Consider the following 18,397-nt stretch of genomic DNA (forward strand, 5'->3'; position numbering starts at 1 on the left):
CCGCGGAGGCGGAATCGGATCTACGTTCGGTAATCCGCTATACACGTGCGCAATGGGGTTCTGCCCAGGTACGCCGCTACGTCTCGGGTTTGGAGCGAGGTATCGCAAACCTTGCCGAGGGCAAAGGTCCTTTCAAGGATATGAGCGCGCTTTATCCGGCGTTACGAATGGCGCGATGCCAACACCACTACGTCTTTTGTCTGCCTCGAGAGGATGCGCCCGCCCTCATCGTGGCGATTCTTCATGAACGAATGGATCTCATGAAGCGTTTGGTTGATCGTCTGAACGAATGATGTTTGGACGGAGGCGAGATTACCTGAGCGCAAGACCGACAAATCGTTGTTATCGCGTGGTCAAAAAGGGGGGTCGCCAGTTCTGATCCCTTCAAGAGCTACGTCATCAGATTTCCCTTCACAGCGATTTCGGACAGTTGATTACCGCACGCGGGTACCGGACATCAATATCAAGCCAAGGTAATGCTTTTTGGGAAGCGTTTAAGGATGTCAGGTAAACTGTCGTTTTCCTTACATACGTTGGTCGCATTGAATGGTCATGTTTTCAACGGTCTTGATAGAAACGCGAAATGCCCTCCACCGGAGGCAACGGCGGTCTCATTTGGGAATACCGTGATGTTACGCGCAGCAGCAGGCTCAAGGCTGCGTGAGCCGTCCGGCCGCATAGTCGCGCGCGAGCGCAATAAATGCCTGGAAGGCGGCGGAGGAATTGCGCCGATTGGAATAATAGAGGCACAGCGGCACAAGCGGCGGCGTCCAGTCTTCGAGAATGCGCACGAGCCTTCCCGCTGCGATGTCTTCGCGGATATCGGTTTCCATGAAATAGCCGATCCCCACGCCGTTGGCCACCGCGATCCGCGCCAGCGATGCTTCGTCAAGAGTGATCGGTCCCTCGACGTCGAGCTGCAGTTCTTCACCGCCCTTCTCGAACCGCCACCGGAGCAATCCGCCATTGGGAAGCCGCCCGCGAACGCAGGGGTAAGAAAGCAAATCCTGCGGCACTTGGGGAATTGCCCTGTTTTCGAATAAGGCGGGAGATGCGGCAACCGCCATGCGTCGCATCTTACCCAGCGGTATGGCGATGGCGTCGCTGGGTACCAGATCTTCACTGCGCAATCCCAGATCGAAGCCCGCCGCCACGACGTCAACAAGCCGCCCCTCGGTGACGAGGTCGATGTGAACTTGCGGATAGAGCTGCAGATAGTTCAGGACAAGTGGCGCCATGATCTCTCGCGCTGCCGTCGCAAAGGCATTGATGCGCAAGATACCGGACGGCGTCTCCTGCTGTGAGCGCGCGGTATTCATCGCTTTTTGGATGCCTTCGAGCGCTGGTTTGATCTGTGCGACGAAGATGCGCCCCGCGTAAGTGAGCGAGACGCTGCGCGTGGTGCGATTGAACAATCGCACGTCAAGCTCCCGCTCGAGCTTGCCCACCGCATTGCTGATTGCTGTCGTCGATATTCCGAGATCGAGCGCTGCCGCTCGAAACGAGCCGCATCGAACGATGGCGAGGACGGCTTCAAGTTCAACCAGCGAATGGCGAGTCATTGTTCCGTTTATCGCAATACCCCATGGCGGTTTGTCTCGCTTATCGGGCGAAAAGTCCAGCGCTAAATTGGCCTCATCACTTTCAAGGAGATGAGCATGTCAATGAACTTACCTAAGCCAATCGCACATTACATCGAGGCAAACGCCCGTCTCGATATCGACGGCATGATGAAGCCCTTTCTGGATGACGCGGTCTTCATCGACAACGGCAAGCGTTACGAGGGCCTGGCTGAGATCCGGAAACTGCTCAAGGATGAAGCGATCGCGGTCAAGGCGATCTTCGAGCCAGATACTGCCAGTGAAGAACAGGGCATCGTCGTGCTCGAAGGTCCCGCACATGGCGATTTTCCGGGCAGCCCGCTCCGCTTTACCTATCGCTTCACGCTGGCGAACGACGCCATCAAGATCTTGGAGACCACGGTATGAATATCAAGGCAGATCCCACCGAGTTCGCTGGCAAGCGCATACTCATTAGCGGCGGCACCAAGGGTCTGGGCCGCGCCACGGTCGAGCGCTTCCTCGCCGGCGGAGCCCGTGTTGTCACGGCCGCCCGCACGATCAAGGATCCAATCGAGAGCGTCGAATATGTCCAGGCAGACCTGACCACGGCAGAAGGTGGTGAAGCATTCGCCAAGGCGGCGCTCGAGCGGCTCGGCGGCATCGACATCCTTGCCCATATCATCGGAGGCTCGGCTTCGCCGGCGGGTGGCTTCGCCGCGCTGACGGACGACCACTGGCTCGCCGAACTGAACCTTAACCTGCTGGCGACCGTCCGGCTCGATCGCCTGGTCATCCCGCAGATGCTTGAGCGGGGCAAGGGCACTGTAGTGCACATCACCTCAATTCAGTCCGTCCTGCCGCTGCCCGAATCCACGACAGGCTACGCCGCCGCCAAGGCCGCGCTGAGAACCTATAGCAAGTCAATTTCGAAAGAGCTCGGTCCCAAGGGAGTGCGGGTCAATTCCGTCTCGCCCGGCTGGATCATGACCGACGCCACAGGAGACTTTCTCGAAATGCTTCGCAACGCCAATGGCGGAACGATCGAGGACGCGCGGCAGTCTGTGCTCGATGCCTTGGGCGGGATCTCGATCGGGCGCGGAGCCGAGCCTGAGGAGGTGGCCGACCTTATCGCCTACCTTGCCTCCGACCGTGCTGCTGCGATCCACGGCGCCGAGTTTATCATCGATGGCGGGACTATCCGGACCGTCTGAGGGTCCTTCCCGGCGTTCGCGCGAGAGCGGACGCCGGGAGATAGTCTACTCTTGCCGATGGATAAAGCCGTCGCGGGTTGCCAATACGAACAGTTGGCATCGGTCGGCGGCGCTTGAAAGAGATGCTCTAACCATGACTGAAACTTCATCCTGCGAGCGCTGCAGCTGGGCTCAAGACGACCCGCTGATGCGGGACTATCATGATGCCGAATGGGGAGTACCACAACGAGACCCCCGGATGCTGTGGGAAATGCTCATGCTGGAGGGGTTCCAGGCAGGGCTTGCCTGGATCACTATCCTGCGCAAGCGTGATGCCTTTCGAGCCGCCTTCGCTGATTTCGATCCGCTCAAAGTCGCCGCTTTTGACGAGAGGGATATTGAGCGCTTGATGGCAGACCCTGGCATCGTGCGCGCACGGGCCAAAATCGAAGCCACGATCAAAGGCGCGCAAATCTACTGCGACATGCAGGATCGCGGCGAGGACTTCTCGGCATTCTGCTGGTCCTTCACGGAAGGCGCGCCTGTCCTTAGTGACGGTGAGAGCTGGGTTGCGAGTACAACGCTGTCCGAGAAAATCTCGCAGGAATTGAAGCGGCGCGGCTTCAAGTTTGTCGGACCGACCATCACCTACGCGTGGATGCAGGCGGTCGGCATCGTCAACGATCATTCTCTCAGGTGCTTCCGACGCCACGTAGTGCCCGGAAAAATGCCTTAGGACGATCCTGCTTCATCAACGGCCATCGTGCGAGCCAAGTCTCGACCTCGGGGCGCAAGGTCAAGACTAACACGCCCGACGCACTCGCACGTCGCTTGCACTTCACGCTCTCGGGCGATGCGATCAGACAACTGACCGTCATGCCGGCCAAGCCTGCTTTGCGCGCCCGCGCAGCGCTGAGCTTTCCAACCCCATCCTGAAAGGAATGACCATGTTCGCCGTCTATGCAAAGAAGCGAATTTCGCAGGCCCTCTTTCCTCCCTTGTCATCGGAGAGCGTCCTGACCCGATCGTGAACGAGGGCTGGGTGCGAGTGAAAGTGACACACGCCAGCCTAAACCGGCACGACATCTTCACCCTCGCGGGATGACCTCCCAGGAGGGGCCAATCCCGTTTCCGATGATCTTGGGCAATGACGCCGCAGGATTATGTCGTTACCGACCATTGCACCGGCCGGATGCCGCTACACGGAGTGCGTGACGGTCTGTCCCGTCGAATGCTTCCACATCGACGACGACATGACCTATATCGACCCCGACAATTGCATCGATTGTGGCGGTTGTGTCCCTGCATGCCCGGTTGGCGCGATCCAACCGTCCTACCTCCTGTCGCCAGATCAGCAGAAATGGATTGAGATCAACAGGCGCCGCTCTGCCGAGACGCCTGTTGTCAACACGCGCCTGCCGCCGCTTCCGGGAGCAGACGAGCGAAAGAAGGCAATGGGCCTATGACGGTGTCGCTTTATCATGTTGCCGTCGTGGGTGCCGGTCCAAGTGGTTTTTATGCTGCCGAAGCTTTGCTTCGGTCCGGTAAAGACATTGAGGTCGATCTGTTCGAGCGCTTGCCTGTGCCCTATGGTCTGGTTCGGTTCGGCGTCGCCCCCGATCATCCGAAGCTCAAGCAGGTCACCGCGGTCTTCGAGAGGATCGCGCAGATGCCGGGCTTTCGCTTTATCGGCGGGGCAGACATCGGTGTCGATATCAGCATCAACGATCTTCGTAGATCCTATCATGCCGTTATCCTGGCCACCGGGGCCGCGCTGGGTCGTGAGATCGGCCTGCCGGGCGAAAATCTGCCCGGCACGCATCAGGCCAGTGATTTCGTCGGATGGTACAATGGTCACCCGGATTGTCGGGATTTGACCTTTGACTTTGGCGGCGAGCGGGCGGTCGTCATTGGCCATGGCAACGTCGCCCTCGACGTGGCCCGTATCCTTGTCAAGACGCCGGACGAACTGCGCCATACGGATATCGCCGGGCACGCTCTTGAGGTGCTGGCCGAAAGCCGGATTCGCGAAGTGCATCTGGTGGGGCGGGGCGGTCCGGCCGGTACGCGCTTCTCGGCGAAGGAACTGCAGGAATTCGGGACCCTGGAAGACTGTGATCCGGGCGTGGAAACGGGCGATCTTGGTGCTGACCCATTTGACTCTCCTCACAGCACCGACCCGGAACGAAAAATCGCCATAGGCCTTCTTGACGCGTTCTCCCGCCGCACATGGGAGAAAAGCAAGCGCTGCCTTTTCCGCTTCCATCTCAACCCGGTATGTTTCGAAGGTGATGAACGTGTCAGCCGCGCTGTGTTCCGTTCGAGCGCAGCGGGCGAGGGACTGGAGCAGGGTGTCGCGATCGAAACGAACCTTGTCTTCCTGAGTGTCGGCAGACGAAGCGCACCGGTTGCCAACGTTCCCTACGACGCAGCCCGGGGCGTCCATGCCAATATGGGTGGCCGCATCGGTCGCGAGGGAGAGGAGGCTCTCGGCCTTTATGTGTGTGGCTGGAGCAAGCGCGGTCCTCAGGGAACGATTGGCACGAATCGCGCCTGTGCGCTCGATACGGTTGAAAAAGTCCTGGCCGATCTCGATGCCCTGCCATTGCCACATCCTGCCGCTGCGGACGGTGTCCTCTCCCTGATCTGGGAGCGCCAGGGACTGCGCCTCGACTTCGACGCCTGGCGTGCCATCGACATGGCGGAGGTGGCCCGGGGCCGCACGCTGGGCAAGCCGCGCGAAAAATTCGTCTCCGTTGAGGCGATGATTGCGTGCGCGCTTGTCGATTCCTTCGGTCGCCGGGTGAGCTATCTCCGGCTGTCCGTGACGGATCGCTGCGATCTGCCAAAAGCGTCGCCGATATAGAGAGCCGCCTGCAAAGTGCGTTGGTCGCATTGAAGGCAATCGACTGAATTCCTCGAGACTCCGCCCACTAGGCGGGGCCTCGCCCGCTCTGACTTTTCCACCGTTCTTCCTTATTGGATGAAAATGGATGGAAAAATGGAGTCCGTTGTGTCATATCCCATTCGGATGGAAATGGATGGGATAATGGATGACGGCCATTGATCTAGCGAGATTGCATATCACGCCTGAGATCCTGTCGTTGGTCGCCGAGATTGACGAATTCAAAGGTGCATGGCGAGCGCTCGGTCGGATCGCGCCAGACCGGCTCTCCAGCTTGCGACGGGTGGCGACGATCGAAAGCATCGGTTCGTCGACCCGTATTGAAGGCGCAAGACTAAGCGACCGCGAAGTCGAAAGGCTGCTCTCAAACCTCCGTATCGGCTCATTCACCAGCCGAGACGAACAAGAGGTGGCAGGCTATGCCGAGGTGATGGAAACAATCTTCTCCGCCTTCGACGCGATCCCGCTTGACGAAAATCACATCCGCCAACTCCATCGAGATCTGCTCGCTCACTCGACTAAGGATGAGCGACACAGGGGAAACTGGAAAACCCTTGCCAACAACGTCGAAGCCTTCGACGAAGATGGGCGAAGCCTGGGAGTCGTCTTCACGACGGCATCCCCCTTCGATACGCCGGGCCGGATGTCGGAACTGGTGTCCTGGCAACAGGCCAAAGAGAAGGACGGGACGTTCCACCCGCTGCTCATCGTCGCTGTCTTCGTTGTGGTCTTTCTGGAAATCCATCCTTTCCAGGACGGCAATGGCCGCCTGTCGCGAGCCTTGACCACTTTGCTGCTCCTTCGGGCGGGCTATACCTACGTGCCATACAGCTCTCTCGAAAGCGTTGTCGAGCAGAACAAGGAAGCCTATTACCTCGCGCTTCGTCGAACACAGGGCACGATCCGGACTGATCAACAGGACTGGAATCCATGGGTCGAGTTTTTCCTGCGGAGCCTGCAGCGTCAGAAGCAGCGGCTCGAGCGCAAGATCGAGCGTGAACGCATCCTGCTGGGCGACCTGCCGGAGTTGTCAGTCGCGATCCTCGAACTGGCGCGTGAGCGCGGGCGCGTCACGGTGATGGACGCGGCCAAGGCCACAGGTGCAAGCCGCAACACCGTCAAGGATCACCTTCGGGCGTTAACCGAGCAGGGACATCTGACCCTTCATGGAGCGGGTCGTGGGACCTGGTACGGCCTGACGTAAAGACGGAGTAGTAGTGGTTAGCCGATGCGCCGGGATCGGAGCTGTGGCCCAACTGGACGCGGCGCCATTGCCACGTCCTTTTTCCGGTTGTTAGCCGTGCTCCATTCGCGGGCTCGATGAGGCAGGGCGGCGCCGCCGCCATTCCTCGCGCGGCAACAAAGCTCCTCCCGGCCGCCCTCCATTTCATTTCGGCCCGTTGGGTGCGGTCCGATCGGACGCAGAAACGGCGCGTGGCTACACCTGAACGAGTACGGTCAAACCTATCCGATCTACAACCAGGGACACGATTCCGGGACGCCGGAACATGTCTTCCAGCCACGCAGGCAGGACAAGGTCGACGTGCGGCGAGACGGAGCGATCAGCGATGATCCGCGCCCGTTTTTGAAAGAGCTTTACGAACGCATCGGCAGCAACCGGACGCTCAGCTTCGATCTCGAACATCGATACGGGACGACGGTCGATCTCAATCTGCGGGCGAGTCTATCGACCCATGCCGACCGGCCGCCCTTCCTGCCATCCGATGCGCAGCTCAAAATGCCTTCCGGCGACAGTCTCCTTCCTGCGCATATCACTGGCCGACCCGACGACAGCGGAAATTCATGTAGACCAGACCATACTGATTTCAGCGAGGTTGGGAGTTCCCCGCGCTGGGTTCTCAATCTCGTCGCGTGGCGATCTGTCGCCGAGATGAGCCAAGCTCAGAACATCTTTCTCGTTGGCGAATTCCTGCGTTTCGATTTCAATGAGGGTCTCAACACGCCGGACCCCCGCGGCGCCATCCGCGGGGCACTGAGGCAGGCCACCGGGATCACCACAACGCGTTGGGAAATCACCGACCCCCTGCGGAATTTGGCATCGGATTGGCTTGCCAATCCCCCACATCGGCCCTTGATCCGATAGCAGTGCCGCTCACCGACATTTCAAACGTGGACGACCTATGCACTTGCTGCCGCTTCAGCCTGGAAATCGTCCGCAGGAACGGGATTGCGGCGCCGGCGAGACGATGGCGCACGGCGGCCGTGATGTGTTGATGCCGCCGATCAACGCCTTCGCCGTGCAACACGGTCTCCCAAACGCTCAGCTCGTCGTGCTTTATCCGGACGCCAACCACGGGCCGTAGCCAGTAGCCGGACTTGTTCGTAGAGCACGCCACGCTTTTCCTGGATGCATGATGGTGGCGGTTTCGATTGATCTAGCCGAGAAAGACAGCTCTCCATTCATCACGAGATGACCCTAATCCGGGCGTCGGGCAACGAGATCGACCTCGATCAGTGCGTCATAGGCGAGGCCGGTCACCCCGACGCATGTCCTCGCCGGCAGTCGGTCGGCGGGGAAATAGCTGCGATAGGTGGCGTTCATCGCCTCATAGTCCTGTTTGAAGCGCGTCAGATAAATCCGCGCCATCACTACATGCTCGAGCCCCAGGCCAAGCCCGGCGAGGACCGTCTTCAGGTTTGCCATGACGTGATGCGTCTGGGCTTCTATACCGTCCGGCAAAACGCCCGGGGACTCCGGCGTATCCGGCATCTGACCGGTGACGAAGACGAAGCCATCCGTTTCCACCGCATGGCTGAAGGGCGCGACCGGCTTCGGTCCGCCGGAAATCATGTGAAACTGCATTTCGCTATTCCTGTTCGCTTTCGAATATGGCCTTACGGATGATGGCATGGACGCCCCAGTTTCCATCGACCACCTGAGTCACGCCGAAATCGACGGCAGCCGACATGACCGCAATCGCCTCGTCTTCACTGAACCCTTGAACTGACATAAGAAAACGTCGCGCCTTGCGAAAAGCGTCTTTCATCGCAAGGTCGAGGGAAGACTTGGCATAGACCTCTCCCTGTCCCTTAGCGCCGAACTCGGCCAGATAATCAGGGTGGCTGAAACCGGTCAGTACCCATTCACCGGGCGTCTCGATCAAAGGATAGGTCAGGTCTTTGAAGCGTGGATCCTTCTTGTGCAGCGTAATCTTCACCCGTCCAGTCATCGAGCATTCGATCGCCGTGCCTGAAAGCTCGCCGTCACCCTGGGCGGCATGCGGGTCGCCGATGGACAGAAGCCCGCCGTGAACCGATACCGGAAGAAAGACACTCGCACCCTTGCCAAGCCGCCAATTGTCGAGATTGCCGCCGAAATAGGCCGGTGGCACGGAATCGATGAGATCCACCTCCCGTGGGGCCAGCGCAATGACGCCGAAATGCGGGCGAAGCGGAATGCGGATGTCACTGCGCGTCGCCCGGCGGATATCGACACTCGCCGCATTCACTGGCACGCCGGGATAATCATAAGTCCGGTGGACGACACCATAGGGATCCGTCTGCGGCGCCCAAGGATAGGAATAGAGCGCCTGAGCGTAGCCGTCCTGGGGAAAAACCTCGTAGATCGTGATATTCTCGCGCGGCTTCGGTTCGGTCAGCAATTCGCCATAGTGATAACCCCACCATGCCGCGACGTTACTGCCGAAATACCGCCCCTCATGGCCAGGCCCACGACTCGGTCGCGGCAGCATGTCCTCGATACGGACCTCGATGACATCACCAGGCTCGGCATTCTTCACATAGATCGGGCCGGTGCAGATATGCACGCCGAAGCCTTCGCCGGCCCCCCGCCCGAAGATCGAGGCGTCAACTGGCCCGGCGCCTCGGCGGTCGACCGACTTGCGATCACTTGTCCAGTGAAAGACCTCTTCAGCCGTGGCATCGCCCGCAATCATCAGCTCGGGTGCGTCGGATGCGTGCTGGCTGAGCGTTTCGATCTCGACCGTGTCACCGGAACTGATCTCCAAAACCGGCTCAAGGGACCGGCTGAAATACCCCCAGTGAACATTCGAGGCATTGACGCTGAGCTTGTGGTGCGTGCTCGCAGGACGCCCTCCGGTCGGCAGATCCCATTCGTCTCGTCTTGGGCTATCATCCGCCCTTGTCCGCGATGCTGCTTTTTTGGCGGCAAGCGCCTTTACCGGCCATCCGCGCTGCTCGGCATTGAGCCCGTCGATCTGGCTTTCGAGGTGACGGATACGGAAGGCTCCCGGCGGAAGGCCGAAACGTTCCTTGAAGACACGATTGAAGTTCGCCGCATCGCCAAAACCACAGCTATAGGCGACATCCGCAACCGGAAGCCTGATTTCCGCTGAAGTGACCAGCGCCGCGCGGGCGCGCTGCAGGCGTCTCTCGCGCAGGTAATGGGTGAAGCTCTCGCCATTCTGCTCGAACAGCTTTTGCAGGTAGCGTTCCGAGATCCCCTCGACCCGCGCGACCTTGGCAGACGACAGGTCCGAGTCATGCAGCCGCTTTTCGATCGCCACCGTAATACGATTGAACAATGCCGCAAGGCTTGGCGTCGAGCGCATATCAGTCGCTTCGGCCTCGACAATCATGGTGACGAACAGGTCGGCGATGAACTGCTCGAGCGACTGCCATTCCGCATTCGAAAAGCCGTCGATTTCCGTAGCAGCACTTTCCATCGCGCGAATGAAGACTGAGGCAAGCCCCTTCGGCGAATAACAACGGGGTTCAGCAAATGGCGTCCAGCCCGCACCGCGTCGTTGCATGGCCGCGTCGGACAGGCCAAAGACAAGGATTCGGTTACTGCCCGAAATCCTGATCTCCCATGGCCTGTCCATCTGCACCACGACCAGCGCGCCACTGTCGACTTTCAGGCTAAAGCTGCCGCCGGCGACCTCCAGAGCTGCCTCTAGCGGGATCATGCCCATTAGCATGCGCGAGCGTTGCGGGATCGAAGACAGAACCTGTGAGCTTGCCACGAGGCGGGCGACAATAACGCTTTCACGATCGCCCCGCAGGATCGCGCTCGAATATCGGCCGCTCTCTCCGTCGACAGCGACTGAATGAAGATGAAGCTCCGCCAGCACCTCGCGCCACATGTGGGCACGGGTATCGCTGGGATAGGATTCGGCTATGAACTGCCTGACATTCATCCCTTCATCCGAGGTGCGCAGCAGCGCGTTCAGCGCCTTGGTCTGATTATATTGCACCCGCGAAGAAGGAAATGCCAGACCCGGTCTCAATAGCATCGGAACACGTTCTTGCGGATCGATCCGTGGACACCCCAATTTGCATCGACCACCTGCGTCACACCGAAATCGGCGGCGACCGACATCAGCGCAATTGCCTCGTCTTCGCTCAGCTTATGTGCTGTCATCAGGAACCGACGAAGCTTGCGAAAGGCATCGCGCATGGCGCGGTCGACGCTGGAATGTTGGGCGATCTCAGTCTGCGCATTGTCACCGAGGCTTTCGAGATAATTGGCATAGGTAAAGCCATAGACCGACCATTGTTCGTCGGTCTCCAGCATCGGATGTGACAGGCCTTCGAGGATCGTGCCGCCCAGATCGTCCTTCTTGTGAAGGATGAATTCGAAATCGCCCGTCAATGACGTCTCGATCGCCGTGCCCCCGAGTTCGCTGTCGCCCTGTGCCGCATGCGGATCGCCGACTGAGAAAAAGGCGCCGTCAACGGCGACTGGATAATACATGCGTGCACCGCGACCGATGCGCCAGTCATCGATATTGCCGCCCGTATAGGAGGGCGGGATGGAGCTGACGAAATCCGCTTCCGCCGGTGCCAGGCCCATCGTGCCGAAATGCAGCCGTGCCGGCACGCGCACGTTCTGCAGGATGTTTTCACGCCGCTTCACCAGCCGATGGTCGACGCGCACGCCGGGATAGTCGATGATGGGATGGACGACGCCATCCGGATCGGTTTGCGGCGTCCAGATGTAGTTGTAGACCGCCTTGGCATAGGGGTCGCCGGCTGTGTCGATCTCGAAGATGGTCACGACCTCGCGCGGTTTCGGCTCCTCGATCAGGTCGTGATAGTGAAAACCCCAGTTCGCCGCCACGTTGGAGCCGAAGCAGCGCCCGGAATAGCAGGCGCTGCAGCTCGGGCGCGGCCTGACATCGAGAACGCGCACTTCCAGGATATCGCCGGGTTCAGCGCCCTCGATGGCAATGGGGCCGGTCAGCAGATGAACGCCCACCCCTTCACCCGCACCGACCTTGAACGGTCCTTCGGTCGGGCCGGAACCGCGACGCGAGATCGTCTTCTGTTCCTTCGTCCAGTGAAAGATCGCTTCCGCAGCGGGGTCGCCCTCGATCATCCGCTCGTAATCGTCATTGGCATGATGGGTGAGCGTCTCGATCGTCGCCCGGTCGCCGGACTTCAGCACCAGTGCAGGCTCTACCGCTTTGCTGAAATAGCCCCAATGCACCGTGGAAGGCGAAACTGGCAATGTGTAGTGTTTCATCTGGTTCTCCGATTGCGAGGCTCGCCATGGACCGTCATGCGGTCTGTCCGGTCTCGTCTTCCATGATCTGAAGGAACTGTGCGGTGCGCGGGTTCTTGGGCCGGACAAGCATCTCGTCTGCAGCACCCTGTTCGACGATTGCGCCATCGGCGAGGAAGACCGCCCGGTCCGCTACATCGCGGGCAAAGCCGATCTGATGAGTGGAAATTACCATTGTCAGCCCGTCCTCGACCGCCAGCCTGCGGATTACCTCAAGCACTTCGCTGACCAGTTCCGGATCGAGCGCCGAGGTCGGTTCGTCGAGGAGCAACACGGCGGGATTGGGTGCCAGTGCCCGGGCAATGGCGACGCGCTGCTGCTGGCCACCCGACATGTGGCGCGGCAGAGCATCCGCCCGATGCGAAAGGCCGACGCGGTCAAGAAGTTCGTTTGCCCGACGGTTTGCTTCGCTGACAGAGAGACCTTGCACCCAGCGCAGCGGACCGGCAATATTTTCCCTCGCCGTCAGGTGGCCGAACAGATTGAAGTTCTGGAACACCATGCCGACGCCGACACTTGCCCGCTCGTTGGCGATCGCGCGCGGAGAGCGCGGACGACCATCAGCTCGCGTCCCAATCCGGCGCCCCAGAACCTCGATTACACCGCTATCCCAGGTTTCCAGGCGATTGATGCAGCGAAGAAGCGTGCTCTTGCCGGAGCCGCTCGGTCCGAGCAATGCCACGACCTCGCCAACGCGCACATCAAGGCTCAGCTCGTCCAGGACGGAGCGGCCGGAATAGCTCTTGCGCAGATCGCGGATTTCCACCGCCGCACGGCTGCTAGCGACTGCTGCCCAGCGCTTCTCCTTGTCCAGTGGCCGCGAGGCTTTCGCCGTCGCAGGCGGCAGCGGCGCATCTACGGCGACGACCGAGGGTGCAGGATCGGGCGCGGCCTCGTCGACTGTCACTGCCCTGCGCCAAGGCAGCTGCCGCGCGAATCGGTTGCCGGCCTTTTGCCTTTCGAGGTCGAGTGCTGCCTCGACCACCAGTTGGATAACAGCAATGGCGCCGGTCAGAACCAAATACATCAGCCCGGAAGCGAAGAAGATCGAGAAGAAATCGAAGGTTGCCGACGCGAGCTGGGTGCTGCGAAGGGTTAGCTCCTGCACCGACACCACCGAGGCGAGCGAAGAATTTTTAAGGGCGCTGACTGCTTCGTTGCCGAGCCCCGGCACCATGGTGCGGACAGCTTGGGGAACCACAATGCGCAGCATGATCGCAAGTGGCTGCATGCCGAGAGCCTGGCCTGCCGCGATCTGCCCGCGATCGACGGCAATTACGTTCGCGCGAATGATTTCGGCAATGAACGGAGCCTCGTTCAAGGCAAGCGCCAGGCTTGCTGCCTCGACGGCCGTTAGCCGGATGCCGATCAACGGCAAGGCGTTATAGCAGAAGATCATCTGCAGAATCAGCGGCGTGCCACGAAAGATGATCGCATAGGCGCGAGCAACAATGGCCAGCATGCGAAACCGGCTGAGCTGCATGCCGGCGAGCACAACGCCCATGACGGCACCGCCGAGGAGCCCGTAACACGTGATCAGCAAGGTGTAGACGATACCGGTGACAAGATAAGGTTGACTGAGATAATGAAAGAATAGATCCATCTTGGCCCGCTTTGGCTTTCGAGGAGCATTGACCGGGCTTGGTAATGCCCGGCCAGTTCGTGGAGCTAGGCTCAGTCGGCGAGCACCAGCTTCGGCTCTTCCATCTGCGCTTCCGGAAGGTTCCATTTCTTCATCATCTCGACCTGCTGGCCGGACTTCTGGATTTCGGTGAGGGCCGCCATGACTGCGGCGCGGAAATCATTGTTGTTGCGTGGAACGGCGATGCCGACGGAATACGGCAAGGTGACAGCCGTCGCCTTTTCCAGCTTGTCGGGATAGGCCTTGACCGCACCATCAACAGTGTTCACATCGTTGATGTAGGTGTCGGCGCGGCCCGCCAGGATTGCCTGAATGCAATTGGCATTATTGTCGTAGAGCTGGATTTCTGGCGCCGGCAGTCCGGCCGCCTTGCATTCCGCTTCTAGTGCCTGGATCAACGGGACTTCGACATAGCCAGTGTTCTCGGCGGCAACCGCGCCGCAGAGCGACTTGTTGATGCCGTTGATCTTCTTCGGATTGCCCTTGGCGACGAGAACGCCGTCATAGACCTTCAGATAGGTGATGAAGTCGCCGGCCTTGGCGCGATCCTTGGTGGCGTAGATGTCGGAAATGACGATGTCAGCTTGACCTGCCTGCAGCGTTGTCAGAAGCGCTGCAAAGGTGACAGGCGTATATTCCAGCTTGAAGCCAAGGCATTCACCGATCGCCTCGCCCAGATCGATGTCAAAACCGATATATTTCGTTGGATCGTTAGGATCGATCGTCTCGTATCCCGGCGTATGCGGATTGATTGCGTTAACGAGCGTCTTACCCTTCAGCGACGGGTATTTTGCCTGCAGGTCGGCGCAGGCGGAGGGCGCCGCAGCCCGTGCGTCCGACGATGGCAGGAAGGTTACAGCACCCACTGCGACTGCGAAGAGATGTGCAGCAAAGCCGAGGCCAAGCCATGTCCGGCGAAGCGCCCTAATGTTCCCAGTTCCAAATATTTCCATGTCCCGCTCCATTGGTTTAAGTGCTGCTTTCTTCACCCAGCAGACACATTGAAGCTTAGGGGCAATCACGCCGGGCGCCGTTGTCGGCAAGCGCACATATTATTGTCGTTCTAGGTCGAAATATTTGCTTTTAAGTTCATATGCTTAAGTCTTGTGCGGCAAAGAGATAAAAAACAAGCAGACCGGTCAAGGAAGCGGCACCTGAAGCTCTGGATAGACTAAGAGTGGCGGGTCCGCGAAATGGTTCGTAAAAATTGTAACCTGCGGAGGCAATGCTATCGCGGAAGGGGCCAAGGTCGCTGTGTTAGCGCGAACGGTAACGGAGATTGAGGAAACAGTCTCTCTCATCGAGGGAGGGCGGGCAAGCGATCGCCGTTTCGACGGACATCATTGACCTTGCCGCTGTTGAAAATGCCCTTACCCGCGTGGCGACCGAACTGGGTCCTGTTGACATTCTGATCAACAATTACGGCTCGTTTCGGGGCTTTGGTTTTGGGACTGTGACCCTCTTGTGTGGTGGCGGGACGTAGAGATCAATCTGCTAGGCACTTTCAATGCTTGTCGCTCGGCCGCCCCTACGATGTTGGCGCGGGGTAGGGGCCGGATTGTAAACCTCGTTGGTGGCGGAACGGGCAACAGCTTTCCCCATGGCTCTGGCTACGCGTCCAGCAAAGCCGCCATCATGCGGCTCACGGACTGCCTGAACGACACCACCATCGGCGACGGGGTGCGCGCATTTGCGGTCGATCCCGGGCTCGTTCGGAGTGCGATGCGCTTGCAGAGGAGATGGACGCCATAGTCGCGGCAGACGGCAGAGCGTTGCGCCTCAGCGACGTCGAACAAGCCAAGCTGTGGTTGGCGATGAGGCTATCACGACGAGCGCCGATGATATCGATCTTCCAATGCACCGAGCCAGTTATCCGCCTCAGGCTGCGGCCGAGTTCTCTTCGCCGGCCTGAGGCAGTGGCCTGTCCCGCGAGCCAAGAAGACGATCTAGCTCGGAGGCGCGCTTGTCATTGCCGTGTGCCTGTCGCAATTGGTGCGGGGCCGGCAGGAGCGGCTTTCATGAGCAAAATCACTATCGATCCAACCCTCGTCGAAAACATGATCATGGAGATGGGCGATCGGCGCCCATAGCGGTACGGACGTTCTCCATTCGAATATCGCATACATAAGCCGAATTCCATGAAGCGGACCATGGGGAGGGGAATGAGCCAGTTTTCCGTGGGGGAGTCAGGCTCGCTTCCTCTGGAAACCAGGGCCGGCATAGGACCCTCCCTGAAACTATTGCCGTGATGTATCTCCGCTCTCATCGTCCGCAATTTTTCGAAGAAGATACAAGAGCGCAACCCTCTCCGCCGGATTGAGGGGAGAGACGGTTTTTTCGCTGATAAGGTACGCTCTAGGATACATGTCCTGAAGCAGCGCCTCACCCTTCGGCAGGAGAGAAATCACAACCTTGCGAGCATCGGCTTTGTCTTTGGACAGATCGATCAATCCACGTGCTTTCAGACGCTCGACGATCCCGCGGATCGTCGCCTGATCGACCGAGGTGGCCTTCACCAATTCGACCTGAGAGCTCGGGCCGAGATCGTGTAGCGCGCAGAGCGTTACAAATTGGACGGATGTCAGGTCCGGGTCACTGGCGTTGGCCTGGAAGATTGAAAGATGCCGCTGATAGGCTTTGCGCAGCAGGTGACCCACCTGCTCGGTAACATCATAGTCGGTTTCAGACGCCGCGGCTTCACGTCGGTGTTCGGGGTCCTTGACAGTCATGTTAGCAGGTCCATCGGTTGCGGTGTCTTGTGTCCGAGCAGGAAACGCCACAGCATGTTTCACCGGTCAGGGCACACGAGGCTAGACCCGCTTGGCGCATTTTCACGCCAAGCAGGTTGGTTGCGATCACGATTTGACGGTGTGCTTCATTTCCTTGACGGCGATGTCGCCGTTCAGAACCATCGGCTCATCGTCGAGAAACAGCGAGCAATTGCGCATCGGGATATCGAGATGGCAGGCCGTGTCGTTCGGGCCGCCAAGTTCATTGTTCGGGCCGGTCGAGAACATGACATTGCCGTAGAACGAGCGGGCCTCCATGCCCATGCCGCCCGGAAATTCGCCCGGTACCATGCGATGCCACTTGGCGTTCTGATTGAGACCCCAGCCGACATGGCTCATGCCCATGCCACGCGGATCGTTGAAACCGTCCATGTACGATTTGACCAGCTCAGCATCGAGGCCCCCGCGAATGTCGGTGATCCAACCGTTTTCGATGGTGTAGTATATCGGATCGCGGACGTAGATGTTCTGCGGCAGCAGAATATCGCCCGGGGCAACGACGATCGTACCGTCGACGCCATCATCGTCACCACCCGTAAAGACGAAGCCGGATGGCCAGTGATCCCAGCGGCCAGGCTCGTCCGTGCACGCATATTCCGTGACGGTGGGATAGGTATTGAGCTTGTAGGTGACATCTGTGCCATGCGCAGAGGTGATCCGCATCACCTTTGCCTTGGACAGCAGGTCTCCGGCAAATTCGACGCGCTCGCGCAGTTCCTTTGTCGGCAGCATGCGCGCGAGAATCTCCGGCGGTTCTACGGCGGTCAGGATACGCGTGCCGGCCGCCTGAATCGCCATCTGTTCCGGGCTGAAGAGTAGGAAGATGCAATCGATCAGCATATCGGCGGCCTTCAGGGCCTCTACGGCTTCCGGCATGGCGGCGAGGCCTGTCTGGCCGACCGCCCATGCACCCGCCGGCGGCACCGGCGGCAAACGCATGTGATACATCTTGGCGCCAAGACGCATGCCCGCCGCCATGAACGCGTCGGCGTAATCGAGGCGCTCGTTGCCCTGGGTAAGGACAATGAGTTTTTCGCCCTCGTGGACGCCCGACATCTTCAACTGATGCAGGCAGATTTCCGTGAAGCTGAATTGATCCATGCTCGTTCCCTTATCTTTGCTTGAAGGCTTGGGTGTTTCGTCCAGTTACGGACAGTCGGACTTGACCTTGGCGATTTCGGCGATTGCCTCCTCCCTCGAAACGACATCGCCATATTTGCTGTCGATATCGAAGAGGTTGGCATTGTGCGGATCCGGGTGCCGGTCTCCGACGCATTCGCGCACGACGATGCCACGGAATCCATGCTGGACCGCGTCGACGGCGGTGGCGCGGATACAGCCGCTGGTCGAGCAGCCGGCCATGATCACGGTGTCGATGCCCTGCGCATGCAGCTGCGAGGCAAGGCTGGTGCCGAAGAAAGCGCTGGCATACTGCTTGACGATAACGAGCTCGCCACTGGCCGGCTCGACGCCGCCGCAGAACTCGGCCAGCACATTGCCTTCGACCATTCCCCTCATGACTGGCGATTTCTTCACCCACATGCCGCCGTCAGCGCAGTTTTCCGCAAGATAGAGGATACGCGTATGGATGACCGGGATGCCGGCGTCGCGGGCGGCCTGGATGAGCGCCGGCGTCTGCGCGACCGCGTCAACCACGCCCGGGGCGTAGAGAGGCGAGCCCTCGGTGGTGTACCCCTTCAGGAAATCGATGACGAGGAGGGCAGGGCGCTGGCCGAAGCCGATGCGGTTGCCCCAGACGCCCTGATAATTGCTTTCTGCGCTCTGCATGATCGGTCTCTCT

Annotated in this window: 20 protein-coding genes; 11 read left to right on the forward strand and 9 right to left on the reverse strand. The window is 59.6% G+C overall.

The genetic code is table 11. From position 1 onward, the window contains the following. The coding region (locus G9X64_RS04445; RefSeq protein ID WP_171376018.1) for a type II toxin-antitoxin system RelE/ParE family toxin at window positions 1-293 on the forward strand (293 nt) is incomplete at its 5' end. Between the two features lie 357 nt (window positions 294-650). Here the strand turns inward: G9X64_RS04445 and G9X64_RS04450 are convergent. Beyond that, the gene (locus G9X64_RS04450) at window positions 651-1,562 is read right to left on the reverse strand and encodes a LysR family transcriptional regulator (RefSeq protein ID WP_171376019.1); all 912 of its coding nucleotides are present in this window, start codon (window positions 1,560-1,562) and stop codon (window positions 651-653) included. Between the two features lie 96 nt (window positions 1,563-1,658). Here G9X64_RS04450 and G9X64_RS04455 point away from each other — a divergent pair, with 96 nt between their 5' ends. From G9X64_RS04455 to G9X64_RS04490, 8 genes are all read left to right on the forward strand, one after another. Then, window positions 1,659-1,988 carry a nuclear transport factor 2 family protein gene (locus G9X64_RS04455; RefSeq protein ID WP_171376020.1) on the forward strand — a complete coding sequence of 110 codons (330 nt, stop codon included), beginning with the start codon at window positions 1,659-1,661 and terminating at the stop codon, window positions 1,986-1,988. After that, window positions 1,985-2,773 (forward strand): SDR family oxidoreductase, encoded by a 789-nt coding sequence (locus G9X64_RS04460; protein ID WP_171376021.1) that lies wholly within the window; start codon window positions 1,985-1,987, stop codon window positions 2,771-2,773. Before G9X64_RS04455 ends, G9X64_RS04460 begins: the two co-directional genes overlap by 4 nt. Before the next feature lie 133 nt (window positions 2,774-2,906). After that, window positions 2,907-3,488, forward strand: a complete 582-nt coding sequence (locus G9X64_RS04465; RefSeq protein ID WP_171376022.1) for a DNA-3-methyladenine glycosylase I — start codon at window positions 2,907-2,909, stop codon at window positions 3,486-3,488. 427 nt (window positions 3,489-3,915) lie between these two features. After that, window positions 3,916-4,218, forward strand: coding sequence for a ferredoxin family protein (locus G9X64_RS04470; protein ID WP_246270897.1), 303 nt, complete (start codon window positions 3,916-3,918; stop codon window positions 4,216-4,218). After that, the gene (locus tag G9X64_RS04475; protein ID WP_171376023.1) at window positions 4,215-5,618 is read left to right on the forward strand and encodes an FAD-dependent oxidoreductase; all 1,404 of its coding nucleotides are present in this window, start codon (window positions 4,215-4,217) and stop codon (window positions 5,616-5,618) included. Before G9X64_RS04470 ends, G9X64_RS04475 begins: the two co-directional genes overlap by 4 nt. A gap of 187 nt (window positions 5,619-5,805) precedes the next feature. Next, entirely contained in the window at window positions 5,806-6,861 is a 1,056-nt protein-coding gene (locus tag G9X64_RS04480) for a Fic family protein (RefSeq protein ID WP_168317741.1), read from the forward strand. Window positions 6,862-7,200: 339 nt separating this feature from the next. After that, window positions 7,201-7,761: a hypothetical protein gene (locus G9X64_RS04485; RefSeq protein ID WP_168317740.1), complete on the forward strand. Its 561-nt coding sequence runs from the start codon at window positions 7,201-7,203 to the stop codon at window positions 7,759-7,761. 37 nt (window positions 7,762-7,798) lie between these two features. Beyond that, a complete protein-coding gene (locus G9X64_RS04490; protein WP_168317739.1) occupies window positions 7,799-7,981 on the forward strand; it encodes a hypothetical protein in 183 nt (60 codons plus the stop codon). A gap of 113 nt (window positions 7,982-8,094) precedes the next feature. Here G9X64_RS04490 and G9X64_RS04495 read toward each other — a convergent pair whose 3' ends face one another. The 5 genes from G9X64_RS04495 to G9X64_RS04515 form a co-directional block, all read right to left on the reverse strand. Continuing rightward, window positions 8,095-8,481, reverse strand: coding sequence for a RidA family protein (locus G9X64_RS04495; RefSeq protein WP_168313165.1), 387 nt, complete (start codon window positions 8,479-8,481; stop codon window positions 8,095-8,097). Between the two features lie 4 nt (window positions 8,482-8,485). Next, entirely contained in the window at window positions 8,486-10,798 is a 2,313-nt protein-coding gene (locus G9X64_RS04500; protein WP_171376036.1) for an acetamidase/formamidase family protein, read from the reverse strand. 86 nt (window positions 10,799-10,884) lie between these two features. Next, a complete protein-coding gene (locus tag G9X64_RS04505) occupies window positions 10,885-12,126 on the reverse strand; it encodes an acetamidase/formamidase family protein (RefSeq protein WP_168313164.1) in 1,242 nt (413 codons plus the stop codon). Between the two features lie 34 nt (window positions 12,127-12,160). Then, on the reverse strand, window positions 12,161-13,768 hold the full coding sequence (locus G9X64_RS04510; RefSeq protein WP_168317738.1) for an amino acid ABC transporter permease/ATP-binding protein: 1,608 nt from the start codon (window positions 13,766-13,768) through the stop codon (window positions 12,161-12,163). A gap of 71 nt (window positions 13,769-13,839) precedes the next feature. After that, window positions 13,840-14,772 (reverse strand): ABC transporter substrate-binding protein, encoded by a 933-nt coding sequence (locus G9X64_RS04515; protein ID WP_376766384.1) that lies wholly within the window; start codon window positions 14,770-14,772, stop codon window positions 13,840-13,842. A gap of 314 nt (window positions 14,773-15,086) precedes the next feature. Between G9X64_RS04515 and G9X64_RS36965 the strand changes: the two genes are divergently transcribed. Together G9X64_RS36965 and G9X64_RS36970 are read left to right on the forward strand one after the other, a co-directional pair. Further along, complete coding sequence (locus tag G9X64_RS36965) at window positions 15,087-15,290, forward strand: SDR family NAD(P)-dependent oxidoreductase (RefSeq protein ID WP_281360117.1); 204 nt, start codon at window positions 15,087-15,089, stop codon at window positions 15,288-15,290. Continuing rightward, the gene (locus G9X64_RS36970; protein WP_312864024.1) at window positions 15,272-15,559 is read left to right on the forward strand and encodes an SDR family NAD(P)-dependent oxidoreductase; all 288 of its coding nucleotides are present in this window, start codon (window positions 15,272-15,274) and stop codon (window positions 15,557-15,559) included. Before G9X64_RS36965 ends, G9X64_RS36970 begins: the two co-directional genes overlap by 19 nt. Window positions 15,560-16,044: 485 nt before the next feature. Here the strand turns inward: G9X64_RS36970 and G9X64_RS04525 are convergent, their stop codons facing one another. The 3 genes from G9X64_RS04525 to G9X64_RS04535 all read right to left on the reverse strand — a co-directional run bounded on the left by G9X64_RS04525 (window position 16,045) and on the right by G9X64_RS04535 (window position 18,384). Then, window positions 16,045-16,536: a MarR family winged helix-turn-helix transcriptional regulator gene (locus tag G9X64_RS04525; RefSeq protein ID WP_171376025.1), complete on the reverse strand. Its 492-nt coding sequence runs from the start codon at window positions 16,534-16,536 to the stop codon at window positions 16,045-16,047. Between the two features lie 126 nt (window positions 16,537-16,662). After that, window positions 16,663-17,697 carry a 2,5-dihydroxypyridine 5,6-dioxygenase NicX family protein gene (locus tag G9X64_RS04530; protein WP_168313160.1) on the reverse strand — a complete coding sequence of 345 codons (1,035 nt, stop codon included), beginning with the start codon at window positions 17,695-17,697 and terminating at the stop codon, window positions 16,663-16,665. A gap of 45 nt (window positions 17,698-17,742) precedes the next feature. Next, on the reverse strand, window positions 17,743-18,384 hold the full coding sequence (locus G9X64_RS04535; protein WP_168313159.1) for an N-carbamoylsarcosine amidohydrolase: 642 nt from the start codon (window positions 18,382-18,384) through the stop codon (window positions 17,743-17,745). Window positions 18,385-18,397 lie beyond the last annotated feature (13 nt).

Source organism: Rhizobium sophorae, assembly GCF_013087515.1.
Classification (GTDB): domain Bacteria; phylum Pseudomonadota; class Alphaproteobacteria; order Rhizobiales; family Rhizobiaceae; genus Rhizobium; species Rhizobium sophorae.